Annotated in this window: 26 protein-coding genes; 16 read left to right on the top strand and 10 right to left on the bottom strand. The window is 71.2% G+C overall.

Annotated elements, in window-relative coordinates:
- Positions 1 to 9 precede the first annotated feature (9 nt).
- The 3 genes from ACFYO5_RS24735 (at position 10) to ACFYO5_RS24725 (ending at position 1,715) form a co-directional block, all read left to right on the top strand.
- Positions 10 to 681: a response regulator transcription factor gene (locus ACFYO5_RS24735; RefSeq protein WP_356560549.1), complete on the top strand. Its 672-nt coding sequence runs from the start codon at positions 10 to 12 to the stop codon at positions 679 to 681.
- 101 nt (positions 682 to 782) lie between these two features.
- Complete coding sequence (locus ACFYO5_RS24730) at positions 783 to 1,415, top strand: AAA family ATPase (protein ID WP_388712433.1); 633 nt, start codon at positions 783 to 785, stop codon at positions 1,413 to 1,415.
- A gap of 63 nt (positions 1,416 to 1,478) precedes the next feature.
- Positions 1,479 to 1,715 carry a hypothetical protein gene (locus ACFYO5_RS24725; protein WP_388712430.1) on the top strand — a complete coding sequence of 79 codons (237 nt, stop codon included), beginning with the start codon at positions 1,479 to 1,481 and terminating at the stop codon, positions 1,713 to 1,715.
- A 36-nt stretch (positions 1,716 to 1,751) separates the two neighbouring features.
- Here ACFYO5_RS24725 and ACFYO5_RS24720 read toward each other — a convergent pair whose 3' ends face one another.
- Together ACFYO5_RS24720 and ACFYO5_RS24715 are read right to left on the bottom strand one after the other, a co-directional pair.
- Positions 1,752 to 2,858: a DUF5937 family protein gene (locus ACFYO5_RS24720; protein ID WP_356560544.1), complete on the bottom strand. Its 1,107-nt coding sequence runs from the start codon at positions 2,856 to 2,858 to the stop codon at positions 1,752 to 1,754.
- 79 nt (positions 2,859 to 2,937) lie between these two features.
- Positions 2,938 to 4,239, bottom strand: coding sequence for a threonine aldolase family protein (locus ACFYO5_RS24715; protein WP_388712427.1), 1,302 nt, complete (start codon positions 4,237 to 4,239; stop codon positions 2,938 to 2,940).
- Between the two features lie 173 nt (positions 4,240 to 4,412).
- On the opposite strand from ACFYO5_RS24715, the gene ACFYO5_RS24710 reads away from it, so the two are divergent.
- The 10 genes from ACFYO5_RS24710 (at position 4,413) to ACFYO5_RS24665 (ending at position 12,717) form a co-directional block, all read left to right on the top strand.
- Entirely contained in the window at positions 4,413 to 5,342 is a 930-nt protein-coding gene (locus tag ACFYO5_RS24710) for a DUF2520 domain-containing protein (RefSeq protein WP_356560540.1), read from the top strand.
- Entirely contained in the window at positions 5,339 to 6,331 is a 993-nt protein-coding gene (panC, locus tag ACFYO5_RS24705; RefSeq protein WP_388712424.1) for a pantoate--beta-alanine ligase, read from the top strand. The genes ACFYO5_RS24710 and panC overlap by 4 nt, the downstream gene beginning before the upstream one ends.
- Entirely contained in the window at positions 6,328 to 8,067 is a 1,740-nt protein-coding gene (locus tag ACFYO5_RS24700; RefSeq protein WP_388712421.1) for an L-aspartate oxidase, read from the top strand. The genes panC and ACFYO5_RS24700 overlap by 4 nt, the downstream gene beginning before the upstream one ends.
- Before the next feature lie 5 nt (positions 8,068 to 8,072).
- On the top strand, positions 8,073 to 9,062 hold the full coding sequence (nadC, locus tag ACFYO5_RS24695; RefSeq protein WP_388712418.1) for a carboxylating nicotinate-nucleotide diphosphorylase: 990 nt from the start codon (positions 8,073 to 8,075) through the stop codon (positions 9,060 to 9,062).
- Positions 9,063 to 9,078: 16 nt separating this feature from the next.
- Entirely contained in the window at positions 9,079 to 9,876 is a 798-nt protein-coding gene (locus ACFYO5_RS24690) for a type III pantothenate kinase (protein WP_356560532.1), read from the top strand.
- Positions 9,877 to 10,024: 148 nt separating this feature from the next.
- The gene (locus ACFYO5_RS24685) at positions 10,025 to 10,777 is read left to right on the top strand and encodes a hypothetical protein (RefSeq protein WP_388713647.1); all 753 of its coding nucleotides are present in this window, start codon (positions 10,025 to 10,027) and stop codon (positions 10,775 to 10,777) included.
- Between the two features lie 74 nt (positions 10,778 to 10,851).
- Positions 10,852 to 11,031, top strand: coding sequence for a hypothetical protein (locus ACFYO5_RS24680; protein WP_356560530.1), 180 nt, complete (start codon positions 10,852 to 10,854; stop codon positions 11,029 to 11,031).
- A gap of 158 nt (positions 11,032 to 11,189) precedes the next feature.
- Positions 11,190 to 11,612 (top strand): BlaI/MecI/CopY family transcriptional regulator, encoded by a 423-nt coding sequence (locus tag ACFYO5_RS24675; RefSeq protein ID WP_356560528.1) that lies wholly within the window; start codon positions 11,190 to 11,192, stop codon positions 11,610 to 11,612.
- 9 nt (positions 11,613 to 11,621) lie between these two features.
- Positions 11,622 to 12,155 carry an amino-acid N-acetyltransferase gene (locus ACFYO5_RS24670; RefSeq protein WP_356560526.1) on the top strand — a complete coding sequence of 178 codons (534 nt, stop codon included), beginning with the start codon at positions 11,622 to 11,624 and terminating at the stop codon, positions 12,153 to 12,155.
- Between the two features lie 226 nt (positions 12,156 to 12,381).
- Positions 12,382 to 12,717 carry an Lsr2 family protein gene (locus ACFYO5_RS24665; protein ID WP_388712412.1) on the top strand — a complete coding sequence of 112 codons (336 nt, stop codon included), beginning with the start codon at positions 12,382 to 12,384 and terminating at the stop codon, positions 12,715 to 12,717.
- Here the strand turns inward: ACFYO5_RS24665 and ACFYO5_RS24660 are convergent.
- Positions 12,696 to 13,325, bottom strand: a complete 630-nt coding sequence (locus tag ACFYO5_RS24660) for an SCO3374 family protein (RefSeq protein ID WP_388712409.1) — start codon at positions 13,323 to 13,325, stop codon at positions 12,696 to 12,698. The genes ACFYO5_RS24665 and ACFYO5_RS24660 overlap by 22 nt on opposite strands.
- Positions 13,326 to 13,756: 431 nt before the next feature.
- Between ACFYO5_RS24660 and ACFYO5_RS24655 the strand changes: the two genes are divergently transcribed.
- Entirely contained in the window at positions 13,757 to 16,285 is a 2,529-nt protein-coding gene (locus ACFYO5_RS24655) for an ATP-dependent Clp protease ATP-binding subunit (RefSeq protein WP_356560521.1), read from the top strand.
- Between the two features lie 75 nt (positions 16,286 to 16,360).
- Here the strand turns inward: ACFYO5_RS24655 and ACFYO5_RS24650 are convergent, their stop codons facing one another.
- Complete coding sequence (locus ACFYO5_RS24650; protein WP_388712406.1) at positions 16,361 to 17,002, bottom strand: HAD family acid phosphatase; 642 nt, start codon at positions 17,000 to 17,002, stop codon at positions 16,361 to 16,363.
- A gap of 516 nt (positions 17,003 to 17,518) precedes the next feature.
- Here ACFYO5_RS24650 and ACFYO5_RS24645 point away from each other — a divergent pair.
- The gene (locus ACFYO5_RS24645; RefSeq protein WP_356560517.1) at positions 17,519 to 18,127 is read left to right on the top strand and encodes a M23 family metallopeptidase; all 609 of its coding nucleotides are present in this window, start codon (positions 17,519 to 17,521) and stop codon (positions 18,125 to 18,127) included.
- Between the two features lie 22 nt (positions 18,128 to 18,149).
- On the opposite strand, the gene ACFYO5_RS24640 is transcribed toward ACFYO5_RS24645, so the two are convergent.
- Complete coding sequence (locus tag ACFYO5_RS24640; protein ID WP_356560515.1) at positions 18,150 to 18,746, bottom strand: helix-turn-helix domain-containing protein; 597 nt, start codon at positions 18,744 to 18,746, stop codon at positions 18,150 to 18,152.
- A gap of 167 nt (positions 18,747 to 18,913) precedes the next feature.
- Between ACFYO5_RS24640 and ACFYO5_RS24635 the strand changes: the two genes are divergently transcribed.
- The gene (locus ACFYO5_RS24635; RefSeq protein WP_388712402.1) at positions 18,914 to 20,500 is read left to right on the top strand and encodes an MDR family MFS transporter; all 1,587 of its coding nucleotides are present in this window, start codon (positions 18,914 to 18,916) and stop codon (positions 20,498 to 20,500) included.
- Positions 20,501 to 20,883: 383 nt separating this feature from the next.
- Here the strand turns inward: ACFYO5_RS24635 and cseC are convergent, their stop codons facing one another.
- From cseC to ACFYO5_RS24610, 5 genes are all read right to left on the bottom strand, one after another.
- Positions 20,884 to 22,227, bottom strand: coding sequence for a two-component system sensor histidine kinase CseC (gene cseC / locus ACFYO5_RS24630; RefSeq protein WP_388712399.1), 1,344 nt, complete (start codon positions 22,225 to 22,227; stop codon positions 20,884 to 20,886).
- A gap of 12 nt (positions 22,228 to 22,239) precedes the next feature.
- Positions 22,240 to 22,941 carry a two-component system response regulator CseB gene (gene cseB / locus ACFYO5_RS24625; RefSeq protein WP_388712396.1) on the bottom strand — a complete coding sequence of 234 codons (702 nt, stop codon included), beginning with the start codon at positions 22,939 to 22,941 and terminating at the stop codon, positions 22,240 to 22,242.
- A 327-nt stretch (positions 22,942 to 23,268) separates the two neighbouring features.
- Positions 23,269 to 23,931, bottom strand: a complete 663-nt coding sequence (locus tag ACFYO5_RS24620) for a hypothetical protein (RefSeq protein WP_388712393.1) — start codon at positions 23,929 to 23,931, stop codon at positions 23,269 to 23,271.
- Positions 23,916 to 24,458 carry a SigE family RNA polymerase sigma factor gene (locus ACFYO5_RS24615; protein ID WP_356560509.1) on the bottom strand — a complete coding sequence of 181 codons (543 nt, stop codon included), beginning with the start codon at positions 24,456 to 24,458 and terminating at the stop codon, positions 23,916 to 23,918. The genes ACFYO5_RS24620 and ACFYO5_RS24615 overlap by 16 nt, the downstream gene beginning before the upstream one ends.
- A 300-nt stretch (positions 24,459 to 24,758) precedes the next feature.
- Positions 24,759 to 25,748: an A/G-specific adenine glycosylase gene (locus ACFYO5_RS24610; RefSeq protein ID WP_388712390.1), complete on the bottom strand. Its 990-nt coding sequence runs from the start codon at positions 25,746 to 25,748 to the stop codon at positions 24,759 to 24,761.
- Positions 25,749 to 25,889: the final 141 nt, after the last annotated feature.

Genomic DNA, 25,889 nt, shown 5'->3' with positions numbered 1-25,889 from the left:
GAGGACTCGATGACGATCCGCGTGATGCTGGTCGACGACCAGATGCTGCTGCGCACCGGGTTCCGGATGGTGCTCGACGCCCAGCCGGACATGGAGGTCGTGGCGGAGGCGGGCGACGGCGTCGAGGCGCTCCAGGTGGTGCGTTCCGCCCCGGTCGACGTGGTGTTGATGGACGTGCGCATGCCGAAACTGGACGGCGTCGAGGCGACCCGGCGCATCTGCGCGGAGCCGGACCCGCCGAAGGTGCTGATCCTGACCACCTTCGACCTCGACGAGTACGCCTTCTCCGGGCTGAAGGCGGGCGCCTCCGGCTTCATGCTGAAGGACGTGCCGCCGGGCGAGCTGCTCACCGCGATCCGCTCCGTGCACAGCGGCGACGCGGTGGTCGCGCCCTCCACCACCCGCCGCCTCCTCGACCGGTTCGCGCCGATGCTGCCCAGCGCGGGCAAGGAACCCCGGCACAAGGAGCTGGAGCGGCTCACCGGGCGGGAGCGCGAGGTCATGATCCTGGTCGCGCAGGGACTGTCCAACGGGGAGATCGCGGCCCGGCTGGTGCTGTCCGAGGCGACCGTCAAGACCCACGTGGGCCGCATCCTGACGAAGCTGGGGCTGCGCGACCGGGTGCAGGTCGTGGTCCTGGCCTACGAGACGGGTCTGGTGCGGGCCGGGGGACACGGCTGAGGGGACACGGCTGAGGGGACACGTCCGACGGCACCTTCGGCCGCGTACGGATCACGGCGGAACGCGCCCCGCGCGCGCCCGGCGGCCACTAGGGTCGGCGCATGCTCCTGTGGATCAACGGTCCCTTCGGGGGCGGCAAGACACAGACCGCACACGAGATCCGGCGCCGCCTGCCCGGCAGCGTCGTCTGCGACCCCGAACACGCCGGCTTCGGGCTGCGCCGCATGCTGCCGCCGGACCTGCGAGGCGACTTCCAGGATCTGGTGTCCTGGCGGCAGGGTGTCGTCGAGGTCCTCGACCTGGCGCTCCGCGAGCACGACGGCGTAGTGATCGCCCCCATGACGGTCACCGACCCGCGCCACTTCGCCGAGACCGTCGGCAGGCTGGGCGACATGGGCCACGACGTGCGTCACTTCACGCTCCTCGCCGAGCGGGAGACCGTGCTGAGGCGGCTGCGGGAGCGGGGCCTCGGACGCCTTCTGCGGTTGGTGGCCGGGAAGAAGGCGGTCGCGGGCAGGGAGAGTTGGGCCGTCCAGCGGCTCGACCACTGTCTGGAGCGGCTGCGCGAGCCGGAGTTCGCCGAACACCTGTGGACGGACCACACGAGCGTGCCGAAGACCGCCGACCGCATCGCCGTCCTGGCCGGACTGACCCTGAGGCCGAACACCGAGGGGGCGCTGCGCACGCGGCTGCGCCAGGCGCGGGTGGGCCTGAAGCACATCCGGTTCGACTGAGGACGGGACCCGACGGCGGCCGACGGGGCTTGCCGGACGGACCCCCAGGGATACGGTGGCGGCATGAAGCCGCCTCTGGGACCGACCGCGCTCGCCCGGTGGACCGGATGGTGGGCCGTGGTGACGCTCGCCTTCTGGCTCCTGGGCCGGACCGGGGACCAGCGGCCGAGCCTCCTGGGGTGCGCCGCGACGGCGGTCTTCGCGATCGTCGTGGGGGAACTCGGCGACCGGTGGCGGCGCCGCCGGGCCAGGCGCCGCGCGGCGAGGCCCTCGGCCGGCCCCGGCCGCTCGCCGGGCTGACGCCGCCTCGTCGACACGGCCGCCGACAGGCACGCCCTACCTGAGGATCCCCTCCAGGAAGTCGCTGCCCAGCCGGGCCACCCGCGTCACGTCGAGCTGGTGCAGCACGTACCGGCCGCGCCGACGGGTGGTCATCAGGCCCGCCTTCTTCAGGACGGCCAGATGCCGGGATATCTCGGGCGCCGTCATGCCGTGCAGTTGGGCCAGCTCACTCGTGGTGTACGCGCTGCGCGCCAGCTGGCGGCAGATCCGCATCCGGACAGGGTGGGCCAGGGCCGTCATCCGCAGGGTGAGCTGTTCGACCGACGGCGGCGACGCCAGCTCGGGGGAGCCGACGGGGTAGTGCAGCACAGGCTGCCAGCCGCTCCGGTGCAGCACGCTGAAATGGGGCCAGCCGAGACTGGTCGGCACCAGGAGCAGTCCGCCGCCCGCGGTGACCGTACGGCCCTCGATGAGCTTGTCCACCTCGATCCGGCCGGCCGCCTCGTCCAGGCTCAGGACGGGGGACACCGCGGCCAGCGCCTCCGCCATGCCGCGGTGCCGCAGCAGCTCCGTCTTGTGCCGGGCGTCCGCCGTCAGCTGGTGACTCAGCCGCGACCAGACCTCCGCGAAGAACGCCTCCTCACAGTCCTCCAGGAAGCGCCGCAGCCACGCGCGCACGCTGGGCGGGTCGTCGAGCAGGCGCTGAGTGAACCGCACCTGCTGGGGACCGCGCGAGGCGGCTACCTCCAGGGCGCGACGGCGCACGCGCTCGTCGGTGAGGGCCAGCGGTTCGTAGGAGCCGTAGGCGATCACGCAGGTGAACTCCAGGGCCGCGTCCACGAACTGCTCGTCCGTCAGTTTGTCGAGGAGGTCCAGCTCCTCGGCGAGCGTCCCGTGCGGGAGCGTGCTGCGACCCGGAATACCGGCGAACGGCATGAAGAGGTCCGAGAACGTCGTCCGCCACAGGAAGTCGGCCTCGCACATCCGGTCGGCGAGATGCGGGTCGAGGCGCGCGGTGACACTGGTCACCCAGCCCTGGAGGCCCGGATGGTGCCCCGGCTCGGACAACGCGTGCAGCGCCATGCCGAGTTCGGCCAGGGGGGACGGCACGATCGCGACCCTCTCCGGCCGCAGCCCCGCGATGTCGATGCGCACGCTCATGCCCTCATGGTGCACCCCGCCACTGACAACGCCGTCCCCGACCGGACGAGGTCTGCTGTCGCCTACCCGGCCTACCCGCCTACCCGCCTACCTGCTCCTTGGCCCGGCCGGCCTCCTCCCGCAACCGGACCACGAAGTCGGCGACCGCCGACCGCACGTCCTCGGCGCTCCACTCCAGGCCGGGGGCGCGTACGTCGATCTCCGTGACGGCCAGGCCCGGCACGGGCGCGTTCCAGGCGCGGGCGAAAAGCAGGGTCCCGGTCTCCTCCGCCGTGCGGAGCGCGGCCTCGGCGACCGTGTCGGCGTCATACGGCAGCCATACCTGGAACTCGTTGGTGTGCGGCACCTCGGGGTGCACGCGCGACCATGGCAGCCCGGCCGCCGTGAAGCCCCCGGCCAGCGCGGCGGCCACCACGCGCGCGTGGCGCACGTAGGAGGGCAGGCGGGGCAGTTCGCGCTCCAGACCGAGCAACGCCGACAGGGCGGTGGGGAACTGCTGGAAGACCGTGCCGCCGTAGCGGTGGCGCCAGGTCCTCGCCTCCTCGACCAGGGTGCCCGGGCCGGCCAGCACGGCGCCGCCGTAGCCGTCGAGGGACTTGTAGAACGACACGTAGACGCTGTCCGCCAGCCCGGCGATCTCGTGGAGCGGCCGGTCGAAGTGGACGGCGGACTCCCACAGGCGCGCGCCGTCGAAGTGCACCACCGCGTCCCGCTCGCGCGCCGCCCCGACGAGTTCCGTCAGCTCCTCCCAGGACGGCAGCAGGTGCCCGGCGTCCCTGAGCGGCAGTTCGAGCATCAGCGCCCCGAAGGGCTCCTCGCAGTCGCGGACCTCCTCGGCGGTGGGCTGCCGGGGCTCGTCGGTGAGCCGGACCGGGCGCAATCCGCTGACCTGGCTGAACGCGGCGCGTTCGTGCACCTCGGGATGGGCCCTGCCGTGCAGGGCCACGACCGGGTTCCCGGTGCGGCCGGCCCAGCAGCGCAGCGCGACCTGCTGCGCCATGGTGCCCGTCGGGAAGAAGACCGCGGCCTCCTTGCCGAGCAGTCCGGCGACCTTCTCCTCCAGCGCGGCGACGACGCCGTCGCCGTACATGTCGACGGATTCGTCCAGGTCGTACACCTCGTCGGCGGCGTCCAGGAGAGCGAGCCGCTGGCGGATCGTGCTCTGGAGCCCGGCGCGCGCCAGCACCCGTCGCGCGCCGCGGGCGGCCCTCCTGCGCCGTTCCCAACGCAGCCTGCGCCGTTCGTCCTCCGACACCGCGTCCGACACCGCGTCCGGCTCCGACGCCCCCGGCGCCTTCGACTCCCGCGCCGCCGGCTCCGGCGCCGGGCCCGAGGGCTCGTGCTCGGACGCTCGCGTGGACTGATCCGCCGTATCGCTCATGCCGTGGATCATGTCGCGCGCGTGGCCGCACCGGTACCCCGATCCGCCGCCGGACGGAGAGTGCGGTTACCCACAGCCTGTGGACAACCGGGGCCTCCGGTAACCGATCGCGTTAACATGACGAGAAATCGTCCGGTACCCAAAGCGGACTGGAACGGGAAGGCCGCCGTCGCGTGAGTACAGTCCAACAGCCAGACCCCAGGGACCGCCCCGCGCGGCTCGCCGTCGGCGTCGTCGGCGCCGGCCGGGTGGGCCCCGCGCTCGCCGCGTCCCTCCAGCTCGCCGGGCACCGCCCGGTCGCCGTCTCGGGCGTCTCCGAAGCCTCCCGCCGACGCGCCGCCACGATGCTGCCGGACGTGCCCCTCGTGACCCCCGCCGAGGTCCTGAACCGCTCCGACCTCGTGTTGCTGACGGTCCCCGACGACGCCCTCCCCGGCCTCGTCGAAGGCCTCGCCGAGACCGGCGCGGTCCGCCCGGGCCAGCTGCTCGTGCACACCTCCGGCCGGTACGGCGCGAGGGTCCTGGACCCCGCCCTGCGCGCGGGCGCGCTGCCGCTGGCCCTGCACCCGGCGATGACCTTCACCGGCACCGCGGTGGACGTCCAGCGCCTGGCGGGCTGCTCCTTCGGTGTCACCGCGCCCGACGAACTGCGGCTGGCCGCCGAGGCCCTCGTCATCGAGATGGGCGGCGAACCGGAGTGGATCGCCGAGGAGAACCGGCCGCTCTACCACGCGGCCCTCGCCCTCGGCGCCAACCACCTGGTCACCCTGGTCGCCCAGTCGCTGGAGCTGCTGCGCGCGGCCGGCGTCGAGGCCCCCGACCGGATGCTCGGTCCCCTGCTGGGCGCGGCGCTGGACAACGCGCTGCGCTCCGGCGACGCCGCGCTCACCGGCCCCGTCGCGCGCGGCGACGCGGGCACGGTCGCCGCGCACGTCTCGGAGCTGCGAAGGCACGCCCCGCAGAGCGTCGACGGCTACCTCGCGATGGCCCGCGCGACGGCCGACCGGGCTCTCGCCAGCGGCCTGCTCAAGCCGGAACTCGCCGAGGACCTCCTCGGGGTACTCGCCAAGGGGACCGACGGCGCCGAGGGAGACGTCCGATGACCACCACCCTGTTGCGCACCGCGGGTGAGCTGCACGCACGCACGCGTGCGGGCCGCCGCGCCGTCGTGATGACGATGGGCGCCCTGCACGAGGGCCATGCCACTCTCGTCCGCACCGCGCGCGAGATCGCCGGACCGGGGGGCGAGGTCGTCGTCACGGTCTTCGTCAACCCGCTCCAGTTCGGCGCGGGCGAGGACCTCGACCGCTACCCGCGCACCCTGGACGCCGACCTCAAGATCGCCGAGGAGGCGGGCGCCGACGTCGTGTTCGCCCCGTCCGTCGACGAGGTCTACCCGGGCGGCGAACCCCAGGTCCGCGTCAGCGCCGGCCCGATGGGAGAGCGCCTGGAGGGCGCGTCCCGCCCCGGGCACTTCGACGGCATGCTCACCGTCGTCGCCAAGCTGCTGCATCTGACCCGCCCCGACGTCGCCCTGTACGGGCAGAAGGACGCGCAGCAGCTCGCCCTGATCCGGCGCATGGTGCGCGACCTGAACTTCGGCGTCGACGTCGTCGCCGTTCCCACGGTGCGCGAGGACGACGGGCTGGCGCTGTCCAGCCGCAACCGCTATCTGTCCCCGGCCGAGCGGCGCACCGCGCTCGCGCTGTCCCAGGCGCTGTTCGCGGGCCGTGACCGGCATGCCGCGCAGGAGGCGCTGCGGGCACGCGCGCGTGAGGTGCCCGCCACCCGCGCGCGGGCGGAGGCGCTCAGCGCCCTGGGCGAGTCCCGCGCGGCGGCCGACGCGCACGCCGTGGCCAAGGCCGCCCCGGGCTCCGCGGCCGCCGTCCGGGCCGCCGCCCGCACGATCCTGGACGAGGCCGCGCGCCTGGTCCCCCCGCTGCGGCTGGACTATCTGGCCCTCGTGGACCCGTCCGACTTCGGCGACATCGACGACGACTTCACCGGCGAGGCCGTCCTCGCCGTCGCCGCCCGGGTCGGCACGACCCGCCTGATCGACAACCTCCCCCTCACCTTCGGAGCCGCCTCGTGACCAGCACAGGCATACGTCTTCACGCGCCCGCGCCCGGATGGTCCATCTCCGCGGACGTCGTGGTCGTCGGCTCCGGGGTGGCCGGCCTCACCGCCGCGCTGCGCTGCGAGGCGGCGGGGCTGACGACGGTCGTCGTCACCAAGGCCCGCCTGGACGACGGCTCCACCCGCTGGGCGCAGGGCGGCATAGCCGCCGCGCTGGGCGAGGGCGACACGCCCGAACAGCACCTCGACGACACGCTGGTCGCGGGCGCGGGCCTGTGCGACGAGGACGCGGTACGCCTCCTCGTCACCGAGGGCCCCGACGCCGTACGGCGGCTCATCGAGACCGGCGCCCACTTCGACGAGTCCGAGGAAGGTGGTCTGGAGCTGACCCGCGAGGGCGGCCACCACCGCCGCCGCATCGCGCACGCGGGCGGTGACGCGACCGGCGCGGAGATCTCCCGCGCGCTCGTCGAGGCGGTCCGCGCGCGCGGACTGCGCACCGTGGAGAACGCGCTCGTCCTGGACCTCCTCACGGACGCCGAGGGCCGCACCGCGGGCGTCTCCCTGCACGTCATGGGGGAGGGCCAGCACGACGGGGTCGGCGCGGTGCACGCGCCGGCGGTGGTCCTCGCCACCGGCGGCATGGGGCAGGTCTTCTCCGCCACGACCAACCCGTCCGTGTCGACGGGCGACGGCGTGGCGCTCGCCCTGCGCGCGGGCGCGGAGGTCTCCGACCTGGAGTTCGTGCAGTTCCACCCGACCGTGCTGTTCCTCGGCCCCGACGCGGAGGGCCAGCAGCCCCTCGTCTCCGAGGCGGTGCGCGGCGAGGGCGCCCACCTGGTCGACGGCGACGGCGTGCGCTTCATGCTGGGCCGGCACGAACTGGCCGAGCTGGCGCCCCGGGACATCGTCGCCAAGGGCATCATGCGCCGCATGCAGGAGCTGGACGCCGAGCACATGTACCTCGACGCCCGCCATTTCGGCGCCGAGATGTGGGAACACCGCTTCCCGACCATCCTCGCCGCCTGCCGCGCCCACGGCATCGACCCGGTCACCGAGCCGGTCCCGGTCGCCCCGGCCGCCCACTACGCCTCCGGCGGCGTGCGCACCGACTCCCACGGCCGGACCACCGTGCCGGGCCTCTACGCGTGCGGTGAGGTCGCCTGCACCGGCGTGCACGGCGCGAACCGGCTCGCCTCCAACTCCCTTCTGGAAGGCCTCGTCTACGCCGAGCGCATCTCCGCCGACATCGCGGCGAGCCGGCCGCCCCAGGGCCGGCCCGCGCGCCTGCCCGCACCCCTCGAGCACCTCGGGCACCCCGAATGCCCGGAGCACCCCGAGAAGCCCGCGCACCCCCTCCTGGCCCCCGAGGCCCGCTTCGCGATCCAGCGCATCATGACCGAGGGGGCGGGCGTGCTGCGCTCCGGTCACTCCCTGGAGAAGGCCGCCGAGCAGCTCCAGCGGCTGCACTCCGACGCCCGCGACGCCCTCGACGAGAACGGCAAGACCGCCGAGCCCGGCGTCGACACCTGGGAGGCCACCAACCTCCTGTGCGTGGCCCGCGTCCTGGTCGCCGCCGCCCGGCTGCGCGAGGAGACCCGCGGCTGCCACTGGCGCGAGGACCGCGCCGAGCGCGACGACACCGACTGGCGCCGCCACATCGTCGTACGGCTGAATCCGGACCGGACGCTCGCCGTGCACACCACCGATACCGCAGACTTCCCCCCGACCCGGCACCAGCAGGAGCAGTGACAGAAGTGAGCACCCCCGAGGACCTTCCCCTCGTCCAGAGCGGCGGCTGCGGCGACGGCTGTGCCTGTGGCACGGACGCCGACCTCACCGACGAGGAGTACCTGGAGTGCGGGCTCGACCCCGCACTCGCCCAGCTCCTGGCCGACGCGGGTCTCGACCCCGTCGAGGTCGAGGACATCGCCAACGTCGCCATCCAGGAGGACCTGGCCCACGGCGTGGACGTGACGACGGTCGCGACCATCCCCGAGGACGCGGTGGCCACCGCCGACTTCACCGCGCGCGAGGCGGGGGTGGTGGCGGGCCTCAGGATCGCCGAGGCCGTGCTCTCGGTCGTCTGCACGGACGAGTTCGAGGTCGAGCGCCATGTCGAGGACGGCGACCGCGTCGAGGCCGGACAGAAGCTGCTGTCGGTCACCACGCGTACGCGCGACCTCCTCACCGGCGAGCGCAGCGCGCTGAACCTGATGTGCCGCCTCTCCGGCATCGCGACCGCCACGCGCGCGTGGGCGGACGCCCTGGAGGGCACCGGGGCACGCGTGCGGGACACCCGCAAGACCACGCCGGGCCTGCGGGCTCTGGAGAAGTTCGCCGTGCGCTGCGGCGGAGGCGTCAACCACCGCATGTCGCTGTCGGACGCGGCCCTGGTCAAGGACAACCACGTGGTCGCCGCGGGCGGCGTCGCCCAGGCCTTCCAGGCCGTACGGGACGCCTTCCCGGACCTGCCGATCGAGGTCGAGGTCGACACCCTGCACCAGCTGCGCGAGGTCGTGGAGGCCGGTGCCGACCTGATCCTGCTCGACAACTTCACTCCCGCGGAGTGCGCGGAGGCCGTCGGCATCGTCGGCGGGCGAGCGCTGCTGGAGGCCTCCGGCCGGCTCACCCTGGACAACGCCAAGGCGTACGCCGACACCGGTGTGGACTTCCTGGCCGTGGGCGCCCTGACCCACTCCTCGCCGATCCTGGACATCGGCCTGGACCTGCGAGCGGCGGAGTAGGGAGCGGGATCCGGCCATGCTGCTGACGATCGACGTAGGCAACACGCACACGGTGCTCGGCCTGTTCGACGGGGAGGACATCGTCGAGCACTGGCGGATCTCGACGGACGCCCGCCGCACCGCCGACGAGCTGGCCGTCCTTCTCCAGGGTCTGATGGGCATGCACCCTCTCCTCGGGGTGGAGCTGGGCGCCGGCATCGACGGCATCGCCATCTGCGCGACCGTCCCCTCCGTCCTGCACGAGCTGCGCGAGGTGACCCGCCGCTACTACGGCGACGTCCCCGCGGTGCTCGTCGAGCCCGGCGTGAAGACGGGTGTACCGATCCTCTTCGACAACCCCAAGGAGGTCGGCGCCGACCGCATCATCAACGCGGTCGCCGCCAACGAGCTGTACGGCGGCCCGGCGATCGTCGTGGACTTCGGCACGGCGACCACGTTCGACGCGATCAGCGCGCGCGGGGAGTACGTCGGCGGCGTGATCGCGCCCGGCATCGAGATCTCGGTCGAGGCGCTGGGCGTGAAGGCCGCGCAGCTGCGCAAGATCGAGGTGGCCCGACCCCGCAGCGTGATCGGCAAGAACACCGTCGAGGCGATGCAGTCCGGCATCGTCTACGGCTTCGCCGGCCAGGTCGACGGCGTCGTGGGACGGATGTCCAGAGAGCTGTCGGAGGACCCCGACGACGTGACGGTGATCGCCACGGGCGGCCTGGCGCCGATGGTGCTGGGCGAGTCGTCCGTGATCGACGAGCACGAGCCGTGGCTGACACTGATCGGGCTGCGCCTGGTGTACGAGCGGAACGTCTCGCGGATGTGAGCGGTGGGTGTGGGCGTGGGGCCGACCGGGCGGGGTCGCGCGCCCGGCCTGGCGGAATCGGGCACGCCACACCCACTCCTTATGTCGAATTTGTCTGATTAGCCCGTATCGTCGCCACATGCCCACGCCCTACGGATCCCGCGGCGGCATGGCGTTCGGTGCGGAGGAGCTGCGCGTGCTCCGTCGTGCCCTCGCCCTCGCCCTCCACCCCGGCCCCGCCCCGGCCGAGGACGTCCAGGACTGCCATCGCCTCGCCGCATCCCTCGACGAGGCGATGCGCGAGGCCGCCCGGCTGCGGGCCTTCCTGGTGTCCGACCTCGCCCGGTACCGCGCCGCCCTCCCCGGCACCGCCGCCGGATACCTCGCGCTCCTGGAGGAGGTGCTGGTCGCCGGCCACCGGCCCGAGGCCGACGACCTCGCCGCCCTGCGCGCCCTGCGGGGCAATCCGCGCGCGGCCGCCCTCCTGGACCGCTGCCAGATCCTCGCCGAGCAGGACGTACGCGGCCGGCTGGCCCGCCGTACGGCCCGGCGGGTTCCCGCGCCCGCCCCCGTGGTGCCGGCGTCCCGTACGCGCCTCCTGGCCCTTCCTGGAGGCCGTTCCGAGGGCGGGGCGGCCGCCGGGCGCGAGCGCTTCGCCGCCGCCGCGGAGACCACGCCGCGGCCCGCCGGGAAACACGCCGGGGAACCGGCCGAGAAACCCGCCGGGGAACCGGCCGAGAAACCCGCCGCACCCGCTCCGGGGCCCGTCCCCGTGAAGCCGCAGGAGCCGGAGCCCTCCCGCCGACCGGTTCCCACGCCGGGAGAGGTCTTCCCGCGACGCAAGCCCGCCGCGGGATCCACCGCCGCGCCGTCCACCTGCGCACCGTCCACCGGCGCACGGGAGCGGCTCGCCGCCGGCTGAGCGGCGCCGCCGACGCGCCGCGCGGTGGGCGACCCCAGCCCCGTGTCCGGCTCGTCCCTGGCTACCCTGGATCCATGGACTATGTCTCCGCGCTCCTGCCCCCCGTCGTCATGGCCGTCTTCTTCATCGGCTTGATCAGGGTGATCGTGAAGACCCAGGGCGGCCCGAACAAGGCCAAGGAGGACGCGGCCGTCGACGCCGCCCTCGCGCGCGTGGAGAGCACGCGCCAGGCCTCCGCGAACACCGAGGCCTGATACCGGGCAGGTCCTCGCCCCCTCGCACGTCCCACGGGCGTACGGCTCCCGACTCCGGGTGCCGTACGCCCTTTTTGTGTGCGTTCGTCACCGAAAGTGCACGTCCGGCACGCGATTGGCGTGATCTCCCACTATTGTTCTGAGTTGTGCCTCGCCCATTGGGAGAACTCGAAGACGCGGTCATGACGCGGGTGTGGAAGTGGAACCGCCCCGTCACCGTTCGAGAAGTCCTGGAAGACCTTCAGCAGGAACGGTCCATCGCCTACACCACGGTGATGACCGTTTTGGACAATCTCCATCAGAAGGGCTGGGTGCGCCGTGAGGCGGAAGGCCGGGCCTATCGATATGAGGCAGTCTCCACACGTGCCGCCTACGCCGCCGCCCTGATGAACGAGGCCTGGTCGCAGAGCGACAACCCCGCCGCCGCTCTCGTCGCGTTCTTCGGCATGATGAGCGACGAACAGCGCCATGCCCTGAGCGATGCGGTACGCATCGTCCAGGGGCCCGAAACTTCCGAACGCCCGGAAGCCCGGAGTGCGCGGGAGAACCCCGGGTCGGCGACGGGGACCGACGGGCGATAGCGTCCGCTCATGTCGGCACACAGTCCTGAAGTCAGCGCTAAAGCCATCACCGTCCGCCGGGCCCGGACCAGCGATGTCCCCGCGGTACGCCGTCTCCTCGACGCGTACGTCCGTGGCGGCATCCTGCTCGACAAAGCGACGGTGACCCTTTACGAGGACATCCAGGAGTTCTGGGTCGCCGAACGGGACGACAACGCCGAGGTCGTCGGCTGCGGCGCCCTGCACGTGATGTGGGAAGACCTCGCGGAAGTACGCACTCTCGCGGTGAAGCCCGGCCTGAAGGGCGCCGGCGTCGGCCACCACTTGTTGGAGAAGTTGCTGCAGACCGCGCGCTGGCTCGGTGTTCGCCGGGTTTTCTGCCTGACCTTCGAAGTCGACTTCTTCGGCAAGCACGGCTTCGTCGAGATCGGCGAGACACCGGTCGACACCGACGTCTACACAGAGCTGCTGCGTTCCTATGACGAGGGCGTCGCGGAGTTCCTCGGTCTCGAACGAGTGAAACCGAACACCTTGGGCAACAGTCGGATGCTTCTGCATCTGTGATCGTCGAGTCCCATTCCGGCGGACCCGCCTTGCCCGGGTGCCCTATGTCCGAAACGCGCACGTTTCCGAACCGATCCGGGCAGCCGGTCTCTCCCTAGGGTTTGTGTTTTCCCAGCAAAAGCGGTTTGCTTTCCGACGTACTGCAGTAGTGCATATAACAGGGGGCGGCGAAACGGCGGAACCCCGCTGACCCCCGACCCTCACGTTATCGATGAAAGGAAATCCGGTGGCACAGAAGGTTCAGGTCCTTCTTGTCGACGACCTCGACGGCGGCGAGGCCGACGAGACCGTCACGTTCGCGCTGGACGGCAAGACGTACGAGATCGATCTCACGACTGCCAATGCGGACAAGCTGCGCAGCCTTCTCGACCCCTATGTGAAGGGTGGCCGGCGCACCGGAGGCCGTGCTTCGGGGGGACGCGGAAAGACGCGCACCGCTGCCGGCGGCAGCCAGGACACCGCTCAGATCCGCGCGTGGGCCAAGGAGAACGGTTACGACGTCAACGACCGTGGCCGCGTTCCCGCGACGATTCGTGAGGCCTACGAGAAGGCCAACGGCTGAGCGCACGCACGCCGCAGCCGGACACGGTGACAGTGCGTCGCGAGCGTGTCCACCAGTCGCACCAGGTCGGGGGCGCCCCCAACGCCCCCCAAGGCCGACATCGTCGGCAGCGAGTCCTCGACCTCGCACCCTCCGACGGGGGGCCGCAGCCACACGGCGGCCCCCTGCACCGCTGTCCCGGCGGGAATCCGGCCCGGTGGCAGGGGCGCCTCGACGACCCCGCCCACGCCGGTCGCCGTCAGATCCAGCGGCACCGCTTCCCATTCGAGCCACCGCAGGATCCCCGGTAGCTCCTCCGCGCTTCCCGCCGCCACCAGCAGCCGCATCCGGTCGCCGCACACGGCCACCGGAGAGCCCGGCGCCAGGTGCCGCAGCGCCGCCTGCCCCGCCTGCGCCGGCACGTTCAGCACGTCGAAACGCGGGCCCACGAGAAGTCGTACGGGCTCGCCGGGCACCGTCGCCCACCCCAGTTCGTTCTCGTACCAGCCGCGGACGCCGTCGGCCGGACGGCCCGGGACGAGCGGCCTGCGAGGGGAGGGGACCGTGGACGAGGCGGGGGCGGCCGCAGGGATGAGCGCGGGCGCCGGCGAAGGGACTGGTCCAACCATGCCGAGTGCAACAGTCCCGCGGCCCTTCGAGTTACGCTGGGTGCGCGAACACGTGCGCACGGTGGCGACAAGGGGGGCGTGCGGGGGTGCCGGGACGCGCAAGGTTGTTCGCCCGTAGCGGAGGGAACGGGTGCTCCCGGCATGGAGTCTCCGTCCCAGCGGGTAAGACATCCCTAGTGGGAGGGGGCGACACGCAGGAAACGACGGTCTCACGTTCGCCATCGGCGTACTGGCGACAGGGGTATCTGTCTGGCCTGCGGGAACATCGTCTCGCACCATCGGGTTGGAGCAGATGTCGGCGTTCGGGGTCAGGAGGCCAAGGACGGTGTCGGCAGTTGGAATGAGCGGTCCCCGCTTGCGGGACTAAGCTGCGGAAGGACAGGGAGGGGAAGTTCCCCCCACTGCCTGACCGCTCTGAGGAGCGATTAACGATGTTCGAGAGGTTCACCGACCGCGCGCGGCGGGTTGTCGTCCTGGCTCAGGAAGAAGCCCGGATGCTCAACCACAACTACATCGGCACCGAGCACATCCTCCTGGGCCTGATCCACGAGGGTGAGGGTGTCGCCGCCAAGGCCCTTGAGAGCCTCGGGATTTCGCTCGAGGCGGTCCGCCAGCAGGTGGAGGAGATCATCGGGCAGGGGCAGCAGGCCCCGTCCGGGCACATCCCCTTCACCCCCCGTGCCAAGAAGGTCCTGGAGCTGTCGCTCCGCGAGGCCCTTCAGCTGGGCCACAACTACATCGGCACGGAGCACATCCTGCTCGGCCTGATCCGTGAGGGCGAGGGCGTCGCCGCCCAGGTCCTGGTCAAGCTGGGCGCAGATCTCAACCGGGTGCGGCAGCAGGTCATCCAGCTGCTCTCCGGCTACCAGGGCAAGGAGACCGCCGGCGCCAGTGGCGGTCCCGCCGAGGGCACGCCCTCGACGTCCCTGGTCCTCGACCAGTTCGGCCGCAACCTCACCCAGGCCGCTCGTGAGTCCAAGCTCGACCCGGTCATCGGGCGCGAGAAGGAGATCGAGCGGGTCATGCAGGTGCTGTCCCGCCGTACCAAGAACAACCCGGTCCTGATCGGTGAGCCCGGCGTCGGCAAGACCGCCGTCGTCGAGGGCCTCGCCCAGGCCATCGTCAAGGGCGAGGTGCCCGAGACCCTCAAGGACAAGCACCTCTACACCCTGGACCTCGGCGCACTGGTCGCGGGCTCCCGCTACCGCGGTGACTTCGAGGAGCGCCTGAAGAAGGTCCTCAAGGAGATCCGCACCCGCGGCGACATCATCCTGTTCATCGACGAGCTGCACACGCTCGTCGGCGCGGGTGCCGCCGAAGGCGCCATCGACGCCGCTTCGATCCTGAAGCCGATGCTGGCCCGCGGTGAGCTCCAGACCATCGGCGCCACCACGCTGGACGAGTACCGCAAGCACCTGGAGAAGGACGCGGCCCTCGAGCGCCGCTTCCAGCCCATCCAGGTCGCGGAACCGTCCCTGCCGCACACCATCGAGATCCTCAAGGGTCTGCGCGACCGGTACGAGGCGCACCACCGCGTCTCGATCACCGACGAGGCGCTGGTCCAGGCCGCCACCCTGGCCGACCGGTACATCTCGGACCGCTTCCTGCCGGACAAGGCGATCGACCTGATCGACGAGGCCGGTTCGCGGATGCGCATCCGCCGGATGACCGCGCCGCCGGACCTGCGCGAGTTCGACGAGAAGATCGCCGGCGTCCGCCGCGACAAGGAGTCCGCGATCGACTCGCAGGACTTCGAGAAGGCCGCCTCCCTCCGCGACAAGGAGAAGCAGCTCCTGGCCGCCAAGGCCAAGCGGGAGAAGGAGTGGAAGGCCGGCGACATGGACGTCGTCGCCGAGGTCGACGGCGAGCTGATCGCCGAGGTCCTCGCGACCGCCACCGGCATCCCGGTCTTCAAGCTGACCGAGGAGGAGTCCTCGCGTCTGCTGCGGATGGAGGACGAGCTGCACAAGCGCGTCATCGGCCAGAAGGACGCCGTCAAGGCGCTCTCGAAGGCCATCCGCCGTACGCGCGCGGGCCTCAAGGACCCGAAGCGTCCCGGTGGTTCGTTCATCTTCGCCGGTCCGTCCGGCGTCGGTAAGACCGAGCTGTCCAAGGCGCTCGCCGAGTTCCTCTTCGGTGACGAGGACGCGCTGATCTCCCTCGACATGTCGGAGTTCAGCGAGAAGCACACGGTGTCGCGTCTCTTCGGTTCCCCGCCCGGATACGTGGGTTACGAAGAGGGCGGCCAGCTGACCGAGAAGGTCCGCCGCAAGCCGTTCTCCGTCGTCCTCTTCGACGAGGTGGAGAAGGCCCACCCGGACATCTTCAACTCGCTGCTCCAGATCCTGGAGGACGGTCGTCTGACCGACTCCCAGGGCCGGGTCGTGGACTTCAAGAACACGGTCATCATCATGACGACCAACCTGGGCACACGGGACATCTCGAAGGGCTTCAACCTCGGCTTCGCCGCCGCGGGTGACACCAAGTCCAACTACGAGCGCATGAAGAACAAGGTCTCGGACGAGCTGAAGCAGCACTTCCGGCCCGAGTTCCTCAACCGCGTCGACGACGTGGTCGTCTTCCCGCAGCTCACGCAGGACGACATCCTCCAGATCGTCGACCTGATGGTCGGCAAGGTGGACGAGCGCCTGAAGGACCGGGACATGGGGATCGAACTCTCCCAGTCCGCCAAGGACCTGCTGTCCAAGAAGGGTTACGACCCGGTGCTGGGTGCGCGTCCGCTGCGTCGCACCATCCAGCGCGAGATCGAGGACACGCTCTCGGAGAAGATCCTCTTCGGCGAGCTGCGTCCCGGTCACATCGTGGTCGTGGACACCGAGGGCGAGGGCGACGCCAAGACCTTCACCTTCCGCGGTGAGGAGAAGTCGGCCCTGCCGGACGTCCCGCCGATCGAGCAGGCGGCCGGCGGCGCGGGCCCGAACCTGAGCAAGGACGCCTGACCCTTCGGGGACTGAGCGCGAGAGAGGGGCCGCACCGGGACATCTGTCCCGGTGCGGCCCCTCTCGTTTCGTTTGTCAGGACAGCTGGCCGTCGTAGTCCGGCAGCTTGAAGGTCTTCTCGGCGTGGCCGCCCGACAGGTCGGTGGCGCTGTTGCCGATGTTCGCGATGATCGTGTAGCCCTTGGACTCGATGCTGACGCGCTGTGCGGTCTTGTAGGCGGCGACGTCCTTGAAGAGGTCGAACAGGCCGCGCACGTGGAGCCCGGCAACCTTGTAGCCGACGGACTTGAGGTTGTAGTCGGTCACCCCCGAGATGATGCCGGGGCGGGCGGTGACGAAGAACAGGGAGACGCCGTGCTCCTGCGCGTACTTGGCGACGTCGAGGACCGGCTTGTTGGCCGGCTGCGGGTAGCTGAAGCCGAAGTCGGTCTCCAGGCTGGTGTTGTCGATGTCGAGGACCACCGCCTGCTTCTCGCCCGGCTTCACCGCGGCGATCCGCTGCTTCAGGTAGGGCAGGGCCTGGTTCATCACGGTCACGCAGTCCGCCTGCCAGGTGCCGTAGTCGACGTCCTCCGCCGCGGCGGAGGTGCCGGCGGCGACGGCGGGGGTCACGGTGGCCGTCGCGGCCTGGGCGCCGGCCGGGACGGCCATCGCGGTGATGGCGGCCGTCGTGACGGCGGTCATGCCGATGCGGCGTGTCCAGGTGCCTCTGGTCATGGTGTGGGGGTCCTCTCGCGTCCAAGCGCTGCGGGTGTCGTGGGCATGCTCATCGGTCGGGATGGCCTGAGGGGAACCAGCGGGTTACTGGACGGTAGAGGGCCATGAGAGCCCCGTCACAGTCTCGTGCACGCTTCGTGACGCGGGTCACAACTGCCCGGCCAGGAAGGGAAGTAGCCGCCGTCACATTCCGAAGTGCCGTGCGCCGGGCGGCCGGTGACTTGCCGCACAGGAGGTACGTCACGTACTACCCGGAATAGTGCTGACCCAAATTCGGACGAAAGGTATTTAAGACCCAGGTGCGCATGTGCCTCCAGGCCTCCCGCGTGGATCGGGGCATGCGTGGGGCGAAAGGGCGGACTGTCAAGAAGTGTGCCGTTTTGGGGCGGAGTACTAGGTTCCGTCGTACATCACACGTTTGGGGCATTGGCGGGAGGCGGGTTACCAAGGGATGGCCATCCGGCGGACGTCCGTACGTCGGGTGGTTCTCTCTGTCCCCGGCCCCATGAGGTTTCGATGTTCCAGCGCGTCACGTTCCGTTCTTCCCGTACGCCCCAGCTCCGCACCCGCGTGGCCGTCGGCGCCGCCGCTCTCGGCGCCACGGTCGTGCTGGGGAGCGGTGTGGCCTCCGCTGTCACGCCCCAGACCCAGACGGCGGCGCCCACCGCCGTGACCGCGGTGTCGGCGGCCAAGAAGGCCTCGGCGGCCAACTGGGTCGACCCGGTGAAGAAGTACAGGCTGTCCGCCAGCTTCGCCCAGGCCGGCAACATGTGGAACTCCACCCACAGTGGCCAGGACTTCGCCGTGGCGAGCGGCACCAAGGTCGTCGCCGCTCACGGCGGCAAGGTCGTCAAGGCCGGCGGCAACGGCGCCGGTGACGGCCCCGCCTACGGCAACGCCATCGTCATCAGGCACGCCAACGGCGTGTACTCCCAGTACGCCCACCTTTCGAAGATCGACGTGAAGGTCGGCCAGATCGTCAAGACCGGCCAGCGCATAGCCCTGTCCGGCAACACCGGCAACTCCAGCGGCCCCCACCTGCACTTCGAGATCCGGACCACCGCCAACTACGGTTCGGCGATCGACCCGGTGAAGTTCCTGCGGGGCAAGGGCGTGACCGTCTGACGACGGTGATCCGCGGCGGCCGTCAGGACGGCTGCGAGCCCTGATGGGCCTGGGTGATCAGATCGATGGCGACCTCGAGGACGGCTTCGCGCTTGTCCTCGGGGTCGCCTTCGAGGTCGTGCAGGAAGAACATGCCCGCGTGCAGCGTGAAGATGGCGCTGATGCAGCGGACCTGGTCGGCGAGGGGGGCGTCCGGGTCGATGACGATGTCGCGCAGCCCGCGCATGCGGTCCTTGAAGGACTCGCCGATCTGCAGTTCGCGGACCGTCGCCTGGTTCTCCTGCATGAAGCGGAAGAACGGGGCGGCCTCGCTGAGCGCGCGGCTGTAGCGCCGTAGGAGTTCCCGCTTGGTCTCCAGGGTGTGCGGCTGGCTCCGGCCCCACTCGACCAGGTCCTCGATCGGCTTCGTCAGATCCGTGAAGATGCTGACGATGATCTCTTCCTTGGTCTTGAAGTGGTAATACAGGGCGGCCTTGGTGACGTCCAGATGCTCCGCGATCTCGCGGAGCGACGTCTTCTCGTAGCCCTGCTCGGCGAAGAGTTCGAGCGCCACGTCCTGGATGCGCTGGCGGGTGTTGCCGCGGCGTCGCCGCTTGGTGCCGTCCATGGTGACGTCCATCCTCGTACTCCTCGCGCCTCCGTCACACCGGGTTCCCGAAGGTAAGAAGCACTTACCCCCGCCCCGCTGAAACTTACTTGACGCCCGGCTAGTTACCGGTCTACTTTCCCAGTGTACTGAACTAGCCGGGCGGCAAGTAAGTAGCTGCCCTGGGGGAGTGGGTGACGATGGCGGACAGCCGAACCATGGAGCCGGACACCGGCATACAGGAGAAGAAGCCGCAGAGCGTGCGGGTCGTGATCCTGGCACTGATGATCACGATGATGCTCGCGATGCTCGACAACATGATCGTGGGCACCGCGATGCCGACGATCGTCGGTGACCTCGGCGGCCTGGAACACCTGTCGTGGGTGGTGACCTCCTACACCCTCGCCACCGCCGCCTCCACCCCGATCTGGGGCAAGCTCGGCGACATGTACGGCCGCAAGGGCGCCTTCCTCAGCTCGATCGTCATCTTCCTGGCCGGTTCGGCACTGAGCGGCATGGCCCAGGACATGAGTCAGCTGATCGGCTTCCGCGCGGTGCAGGGACTGGGCGCCGGCGGTCTGATGGTCGGCGTCATGGCGATCATCGGAGACCTCGTTCCGCCGCGGGAGCGCGGCAAGTACCAGGGCATGATGGCCGGCGTGATGGCGATCGCCATGATCGGCGGACCGCTGGTCGGCGGCACCATCACCGACCACTGGGGCTGGCGCTGGGCCTTCTACATCAACCTCCCGCTCGGCGTCGTGGCCTTCGGCCTCATCACCGCGGTCCTGCACCTGCCGAAGAAGCGGTCCCAGGCCCGCATCGACTACCTGGGCGCCGGGCTGCTCACCGTCGGCATCACCTCCATCGTGCTCGTCACCACCTGGGGCGGCACGGAGTACGCCTGGTCCTCCGCGCGGATCATGGAACTGATCGGTATCGGGGTCGCGGCGCTGGTCGGGTTCGTGTTCTGGCAGACCAGGGCGGTCGAGCCGATCCTGCCGCTGCACATCTTCCGCAGCCGCAACTTCACGCTGATGTCGGTGATCGGCTTCATCACCGGCTTCGTGATGTTCGGCGCCACCCTGTTCCTGCCGCTGTACCAGCAGGCGGTGCAGGGCGCCTCCGCGACCAACTCCGGGCTGCTGCTCCTGCCGATGCTCGGCGCGATGCTCGTGACCTCGATGGTCGCCGGCCGCATCACGACCAGCAGCGGCCGCTACAAGATCTTCCCGGTCGTCGGCGGCGCGCTGATGATCGTCGGGCTGTACCTGCTGTCCACGATGGACACCGGCACCTCCCGGTTCACCTCCGGTGTGTTCATGGCGGTCGTCGGCCTCGGCATGGGCTGCCTGATGCAGATCACCATGCTGGTCGCGCAGAACAGCGTCGAGATGAAGGACATGGGCGTCGCGTCCTCCTCCGCGACCCTCTTCCGTACGCTCGGTTCCTCCTTCGGCGTCGCGATCATGGGCGCGCTGTTCAACAGCCGCGTCCAGGACGCCATGTCCGAGCGGGCCGGCGCGCTGGGCTCCAAGCTCACCGAGAAGTCCGCCCAGCTCGACGCGGCCAGCCTCGCCCAGCTTCCGGCTCCGGCGCGGGAGGCGTACCAGTACGCGGTGTCCGAAGGCACGCACTCGGCGTTCGTCCTCGGAGCCGTCGTGGCCGTGGTCGCGCTGGTGGCGGCCGTGTTCGTCAAGGAGGTCCCCCTCCGCGGAGCGGGACCGAAGCAGGAGGGCGCGGACACGCCCACCGCTCCGAAGCCGCCGGTGGTCGAGCCCGTCTGACCCACCGCAGAGGGACTGCCGCCGCCTGCCGGGAGCGGCGGCGGTCCCTCCGCGGCCCGCCCCAGGGCAGGCCCCCGGCCGGCGTCCGCCTCGGGGGCCTTCGCCGTGGGGCGAGCGAGTGTGGCCGCGGTGCGGCAGGGCGAGGACAACCGGGTCCTGTGGTCCGCATCCGACCGGCGCACTTCGGCAGCTGGTGCTGCGACGGCAGAGTACCGGCGTCGACGGCCCGGCACCCGCGTCGACGTCGCGACCCGCCTGGACGGCGTAACCGGCGCCGGCGCGCCCGACGGCAGGCCGTCGGCGGACCCACCCTGATCGTCGCCGACCTGCCCCAGGTCCCGTCGCCGCGCAGCGACGGCCTGTCCCCCCGCCTCACCTCGCCTCTACGGCAGCATCGGATAGCTTCCCGTGTTCGTCGGGGCGTGTTCCGGCAGCCACAGGACGGCTACGGCGCCCTCGGAGGCTATGTGGGCCGGTGCTCCCGAGGGCCGTACGTTGCGGAAGGTCAGCCGCGCGCCCAGGACGCGAGCCTGTCCTGCCGCGATGGTGAGGCCGAGGCCGTGTCCGCGGCCCGCCCGGTCGCTGCTGCCGGTGCGGAAGCGGCTCGGGCCGTCCGCGAGCAGGTCCTCGGGGAAGCCGGGACCGTGGTCCCGGACGCGGATGACCCGGCCCTCGACGGTGACCTCGATCGGCGGCTTGCCGTGCCGGCCGGCGTTGGTCAGCAGGTTCAGCAGCACCCGCTCCAGGCGCCGGGGATCAGTGGTGACCATCGATTCATGGACCACCCGCACCTCGATCTCCGGGTCCTTGGCCGCGACCCGCCGGGTGACGAACTCGCCCAGCAGGATGTCCTGCAACTCGGCCCGCTCGGAGGCGCCGTCGAGTCGGGCCACCTCCAGGACGTCCTCGACCAGCGTGCGCATGGCCTTGGCGCGGTCCATGACCAGCTCGGTGGGCCGGCCCGGCGGCAGCAGCTCGGCGGCCGTCAGCAGTCCGGTCACGGGTGTCCGCAGCTCGTGCGCGATGTCGGCGGTGACCCGGCGCTCGGCCTCCAGCCGCTGCTGGAGGGCGTCGGCCATCGCGTCCACCGCGGACGCCAGGTCGTCCGTCTCGTCCCGCACGACACCGCCGATGGCGCCCCGCACCCGCACCTCGGTCTCGCCCTTGGCGACCCGGTTGGCCGCGGCCGCCGCCTTGCGCAGCCGACGTGACAGTTGTCCGCCGATCAACACCCCGAGCGCGCTGCCGCCGAGGACGACCGCGATGGAGCCGATCACCAGGGCCTGGTCGAGGTCGTAGAGGATGTCCGTGCTGCGGTCGGTGAAGCCGGTGTGCAAGGAGAGCACGTGTCCGTCCTTCACGGGCACGGCCGCCCAGATGTCCGGCGTCCCGCCCCCCCGGTCCGAGACGAACGTGGCCCGGCGCCCGTCCTCGACCTTGTATCTCAGCTCCGAGGGCATGGACTGGTCGTCGATCTTGATGTTGGGGAAGTTGGGGCGTCCGGACAGCTCGTAGTTGCGCTGGGCGATCTGGACGCGCTCGTCGGCGAGATCGCGCGCGTTGTCCAGCATGGACACGCGGGCGGCGTTGTGGACGACGAGGCTGAGCACGATCGCCACCAGTGCGCCGACCAGCGCGATGGCCGCGCTCAGCTTCCACCGCAGGCCGGTACGGATGCCCGCGCGCTCCACGCGGGCCGGAACCAGGTGCCGCAACATCCCCCGCATACCCCTGTCCGCTCAGGCCTTCAGTTTGTAGCCGAAGCCACGGACCGTCTCGATGCGGTCCTGGCCGATCTTCGTCCGCAGCCGCTGCACATGGACGTCGACGACGCGGGTGTCTCCGCCCCAGCCGTAGTCCCACACCCGCTCCAGCAGTTTGTCCCGGGAGAGGACGGTGCCCGGAGCGGAGGAGAACTCCAGCAGCAGGCGCATCTCGGTCGGGGTGAGCGCGACCGGCTGCCCGGCCCGGCGCACCTCCATGCCCTCGGTGTCGATCTCCAGGTCGCCGAAGGCCAGCACGCCCCCGGCGGCGGAGGGCTCCGCCTCGCCCCGGTCGGGCCCGCCCGCGTGCCCGAACCGGCGCAGCACCGCGCGGATGCGGGCGACCAGGACGGCGCCGTCGAACGGCTTGGTCACATAGTCGTCGGCGCCGGCCTCCAGGCCCAGCACGACGTCGATGGAGTCCGCGCGCGCCGAGAGCATGATCACCGGCACGGTGGACTCGTCCCGGATGCGCCGGCACAGACTCACGCCGTCCAGTCCCGGCACCATGACGTCCAGCAGGGCGATGTCGGGGCGGTCGGCCCGGAACGCCGCCAGGCCGGACAGGCCGTCGGGCATCGCGGTGACCGCGAAGCCGTCCCGCTCCAGGGCGAGCTGGGTGGCCTCGCGGATGACGTCGTCGTCCTCGACGAACAGGACGTGGGTCTGGTCTGCCATCCCGGTGCTCTCAGTCCTCAGTGGTGTCGTGGGTGTGGTGCGGTGTGCTGTGTCTGCGGCGTTCACGCCGTCCGCGGAGTCCGCGGGTCTGCTCCGTCTGTCGGCCCGCTGTGAGGTTGTCCTTAGAGGGGACGCCCGGAGTGCCCGGTGCGTTCACTGGTTCATCGGTCCGGGAGGTCCGAACGGTTCACGTCACGGAGAATTCTTCTCGGAGATTCGGGACACGGCGATCCGCGACCGATGCCGCCGACCCAGACCCAGACCTCGGCCCAGACCCAGACCCAGACCGAGACGGAAGCCAGTAGCGTTGCCGATGTGTGGGGCCCGTCAGCCGCTCTCCGGCACCGGCGTCGCGTCCCCGCCGACGACGCTGCTGTAGTCGTTGTGCCAGCTGTATTCCTTGACGAAGCGGTCCGCCGCCGTCCAGCGATATGTGATCACGTTCTCGCCGGAAGGACTCGAGACGGGGTCCCCCTTCTCGTACACCTGCTTGGTCACCACCAGGTCGCCACGGTCGATCTCGGCGTAGACCGGGGGCTCCTCCGCCTTGAACACGTTCTCGTACCGGCCGCTCTTCTCCCGGTACACGTACGACCCGACGCCGACCGCGTCACCGCAGGTCAGCACGTTGACCACGATGTCGGTGTCGGTGCCGCCGGTGAGATCGCCGAAGGAGACGTCGACCGGGTACTCGTCACCGACGCACGGTTTCAGCTCGCGCTTGACCTCCGCCGAGACCTGGGGGTCGTCCTTGACGAGCCGGACGACGTCGGTGCGGTCGGGGGCGTCGCTGGGGGTGCCCGACGGGGAGGCGGTGGCGCTCAAGGCAGCCTCGGCGTGGGCCGGCCCCTCGTCACGTGCGCCGGTGCCGCCGGTGGCGCACGAGGACAGGAAAAGGCCGAGGGCGGTGAGCACGGCCACCGCCGTGATCACCGCCTGGAAGGTGCCTCGGGCCGGTGAGGGCCCGGCCTCGGTCAGGCCGCCGTGCAACGCTCCCGCTCCTCACGCTCCAGCGCGCGTGCGTCCAGATCGCGGGCTTCCAGCTCCTCGCGGAGCCGGGCGAGCGCCCGGTGCAGCGTGCTCTTGACCGTACCGGCCGACATGCCGAGCGCGGTGGCCGTCTCCTCCGTGGACATCTGCTCCCAGTGTCGCAGCACGACGACACTGCGCTGCTTGGGAGCGAGCACCTTCATCGCGTCCATCAGCAGGGCGCGGTCCGCGTGCTGCTGGGTGGAGTCCTCCACGCTGGCGTCCGGCAGCTGCTCGGTCGGTACTTCCTCCAGCTTGCGGGCCCGCCACCACTCGGTCCGCGTGTTGATCATGACGCGGCGCAGGTAGGCGTCCGCCAGCCGCTTGTCCGCGATCCCGTCCCAGCGGCCGTACGTACGTGCCAGCGCGGTCTGGAGGAGGTCCTGCGCGTCCACCGGGTCCGGGACCAGTCGGCGAGCACTGCGCAGCAGCGCGTCCTGCCGGGTGCGAACGTACTCCTCGAACTCGAGCACCTCTCCGTGCGCCATGATCAACCGCCTCCGTATCCCCGTCCGGCTGGCTGTCGTCCGCCGGTTTCCTGCTCGTGGTCTGTGGCCCTCGTGTCGCTGCCGGGCACGCAAACGAAGCTACGGAGCGGTTGTCACGGCACTGTCCGAGGCAGCCTGCGGCTAGCAGTCGGCTGTCCGTCGGTTGTGTAACGGAGGCAGGTCGGGGGTAGGGAAGAAGGCCGAATGAGGCAACTATGGGCCGGTTTGCCCATCGGTCGGGAGTGACAGAAGGCCGAGCAGGGCCCCGACGCCGCCGTCCGGCTGTGATCTGACCATGTGTCAGGCCAGCGGCAGCCGGTACAGCCCGTCCGGCAGCGGTTCCACGAGACCGTCCGCGACGAGGCCGTCCAGCGCACGCGCGCGCTGCACCGGCTCGTGCCACACCCGGTCGAGCGCCGCCTGCGGCACGGGCGCGTGGGCGTCCCTCAGTACGGCGAGCAGCTTGCCGCGCACCTGCCGGTCCGTACCGGCGTACGTCTGACCGCGGCGCGCCGGACCGTCGTGGGCCGGCTTGCCCGCGAGCCGCCACGCGCACTGGGCGGCGATCGGGCAGCGCCGGCAGCTCTCGTTCCGTGCCGTGCAGACGAGCGCGCCCAGCTCCATGGAGGCGGCGGCCCAGCGCGCGGCGGTCTTCTCGTCCTCGGGCAGCAGGGCGCGCGCCAGCTTGCGTTCGGCGGCCGTGGTGGCGTTCGGCGGGTACTGCACCCCGGTGACCGCGCGCGCGAACACCCGGCGGACGTTCGTGTCCAGCACGGCGTGCCGCTGTCCATGGGCGAAGGAGGCGACGGCCGCGGCCGTGTACTCGCCGATGCCGGGCAGCGCCAGCAGTTGCGCGTGGTCGGCCGGTACGTCGCCGCCGTGCCGTTCCGTTATGGCCACCGCGGCGCCGTGCAGCCGCAGGGCGCGGCGGGGATAGCCGAGCCTGCCCCACGCGCGTACGGCCTCACCGGGGGATTCCGCGGCCAGGTCGGCGGGGCGCGGCCAGCGGGCGAGCCACTGCTCGTAGACCGGCAGGACGCGGCTGACCGGCGTCTGCTGGAGCATGAACTCGCTGACCATCACCCCCCAGGCGCCGGCCTCGGGGCGGCGCCAGGGCAGGTCGCGGGCGTGCTCCTCGAACCAGTCGATGACCAGGGAGTGCAGGCGCGCCCCGGAGGCCCGTCCGGCGGCCGCCGGATCGGACGCGGCCGGGGACGGCTGTTCTCCGGGGGGCGGGCCGGGGACGGTGTCGGCGGGGCTGCTGTGCGGGGGCTTCGTGGGCGCAGTCATGGCCTTCCGATCCTGCCATGCGCGGAGAGGTACGCGCGCGTGCCGCCACCGGTGGGGCGGGGGCGCGGGATGCCTCCGCGCGTGTGGGCCGCGGGCGCGGCCACCAGGGCGGCGGGCGCGAAGGGCGAAGGAGTACGCCGT

This window comes from Streptomyces sp. NPDC006259 (genome assembly GCF_042870975.1).
Classification (GTDB): domain Bacteria; phylum Actinomycetota; class Actinomycetes; order Streptomycetales; family Streptomycetaceae; genus Streptomyces.
This window is presented reverse-complemented; position numbering and strand designations above follow the sequence as displayed.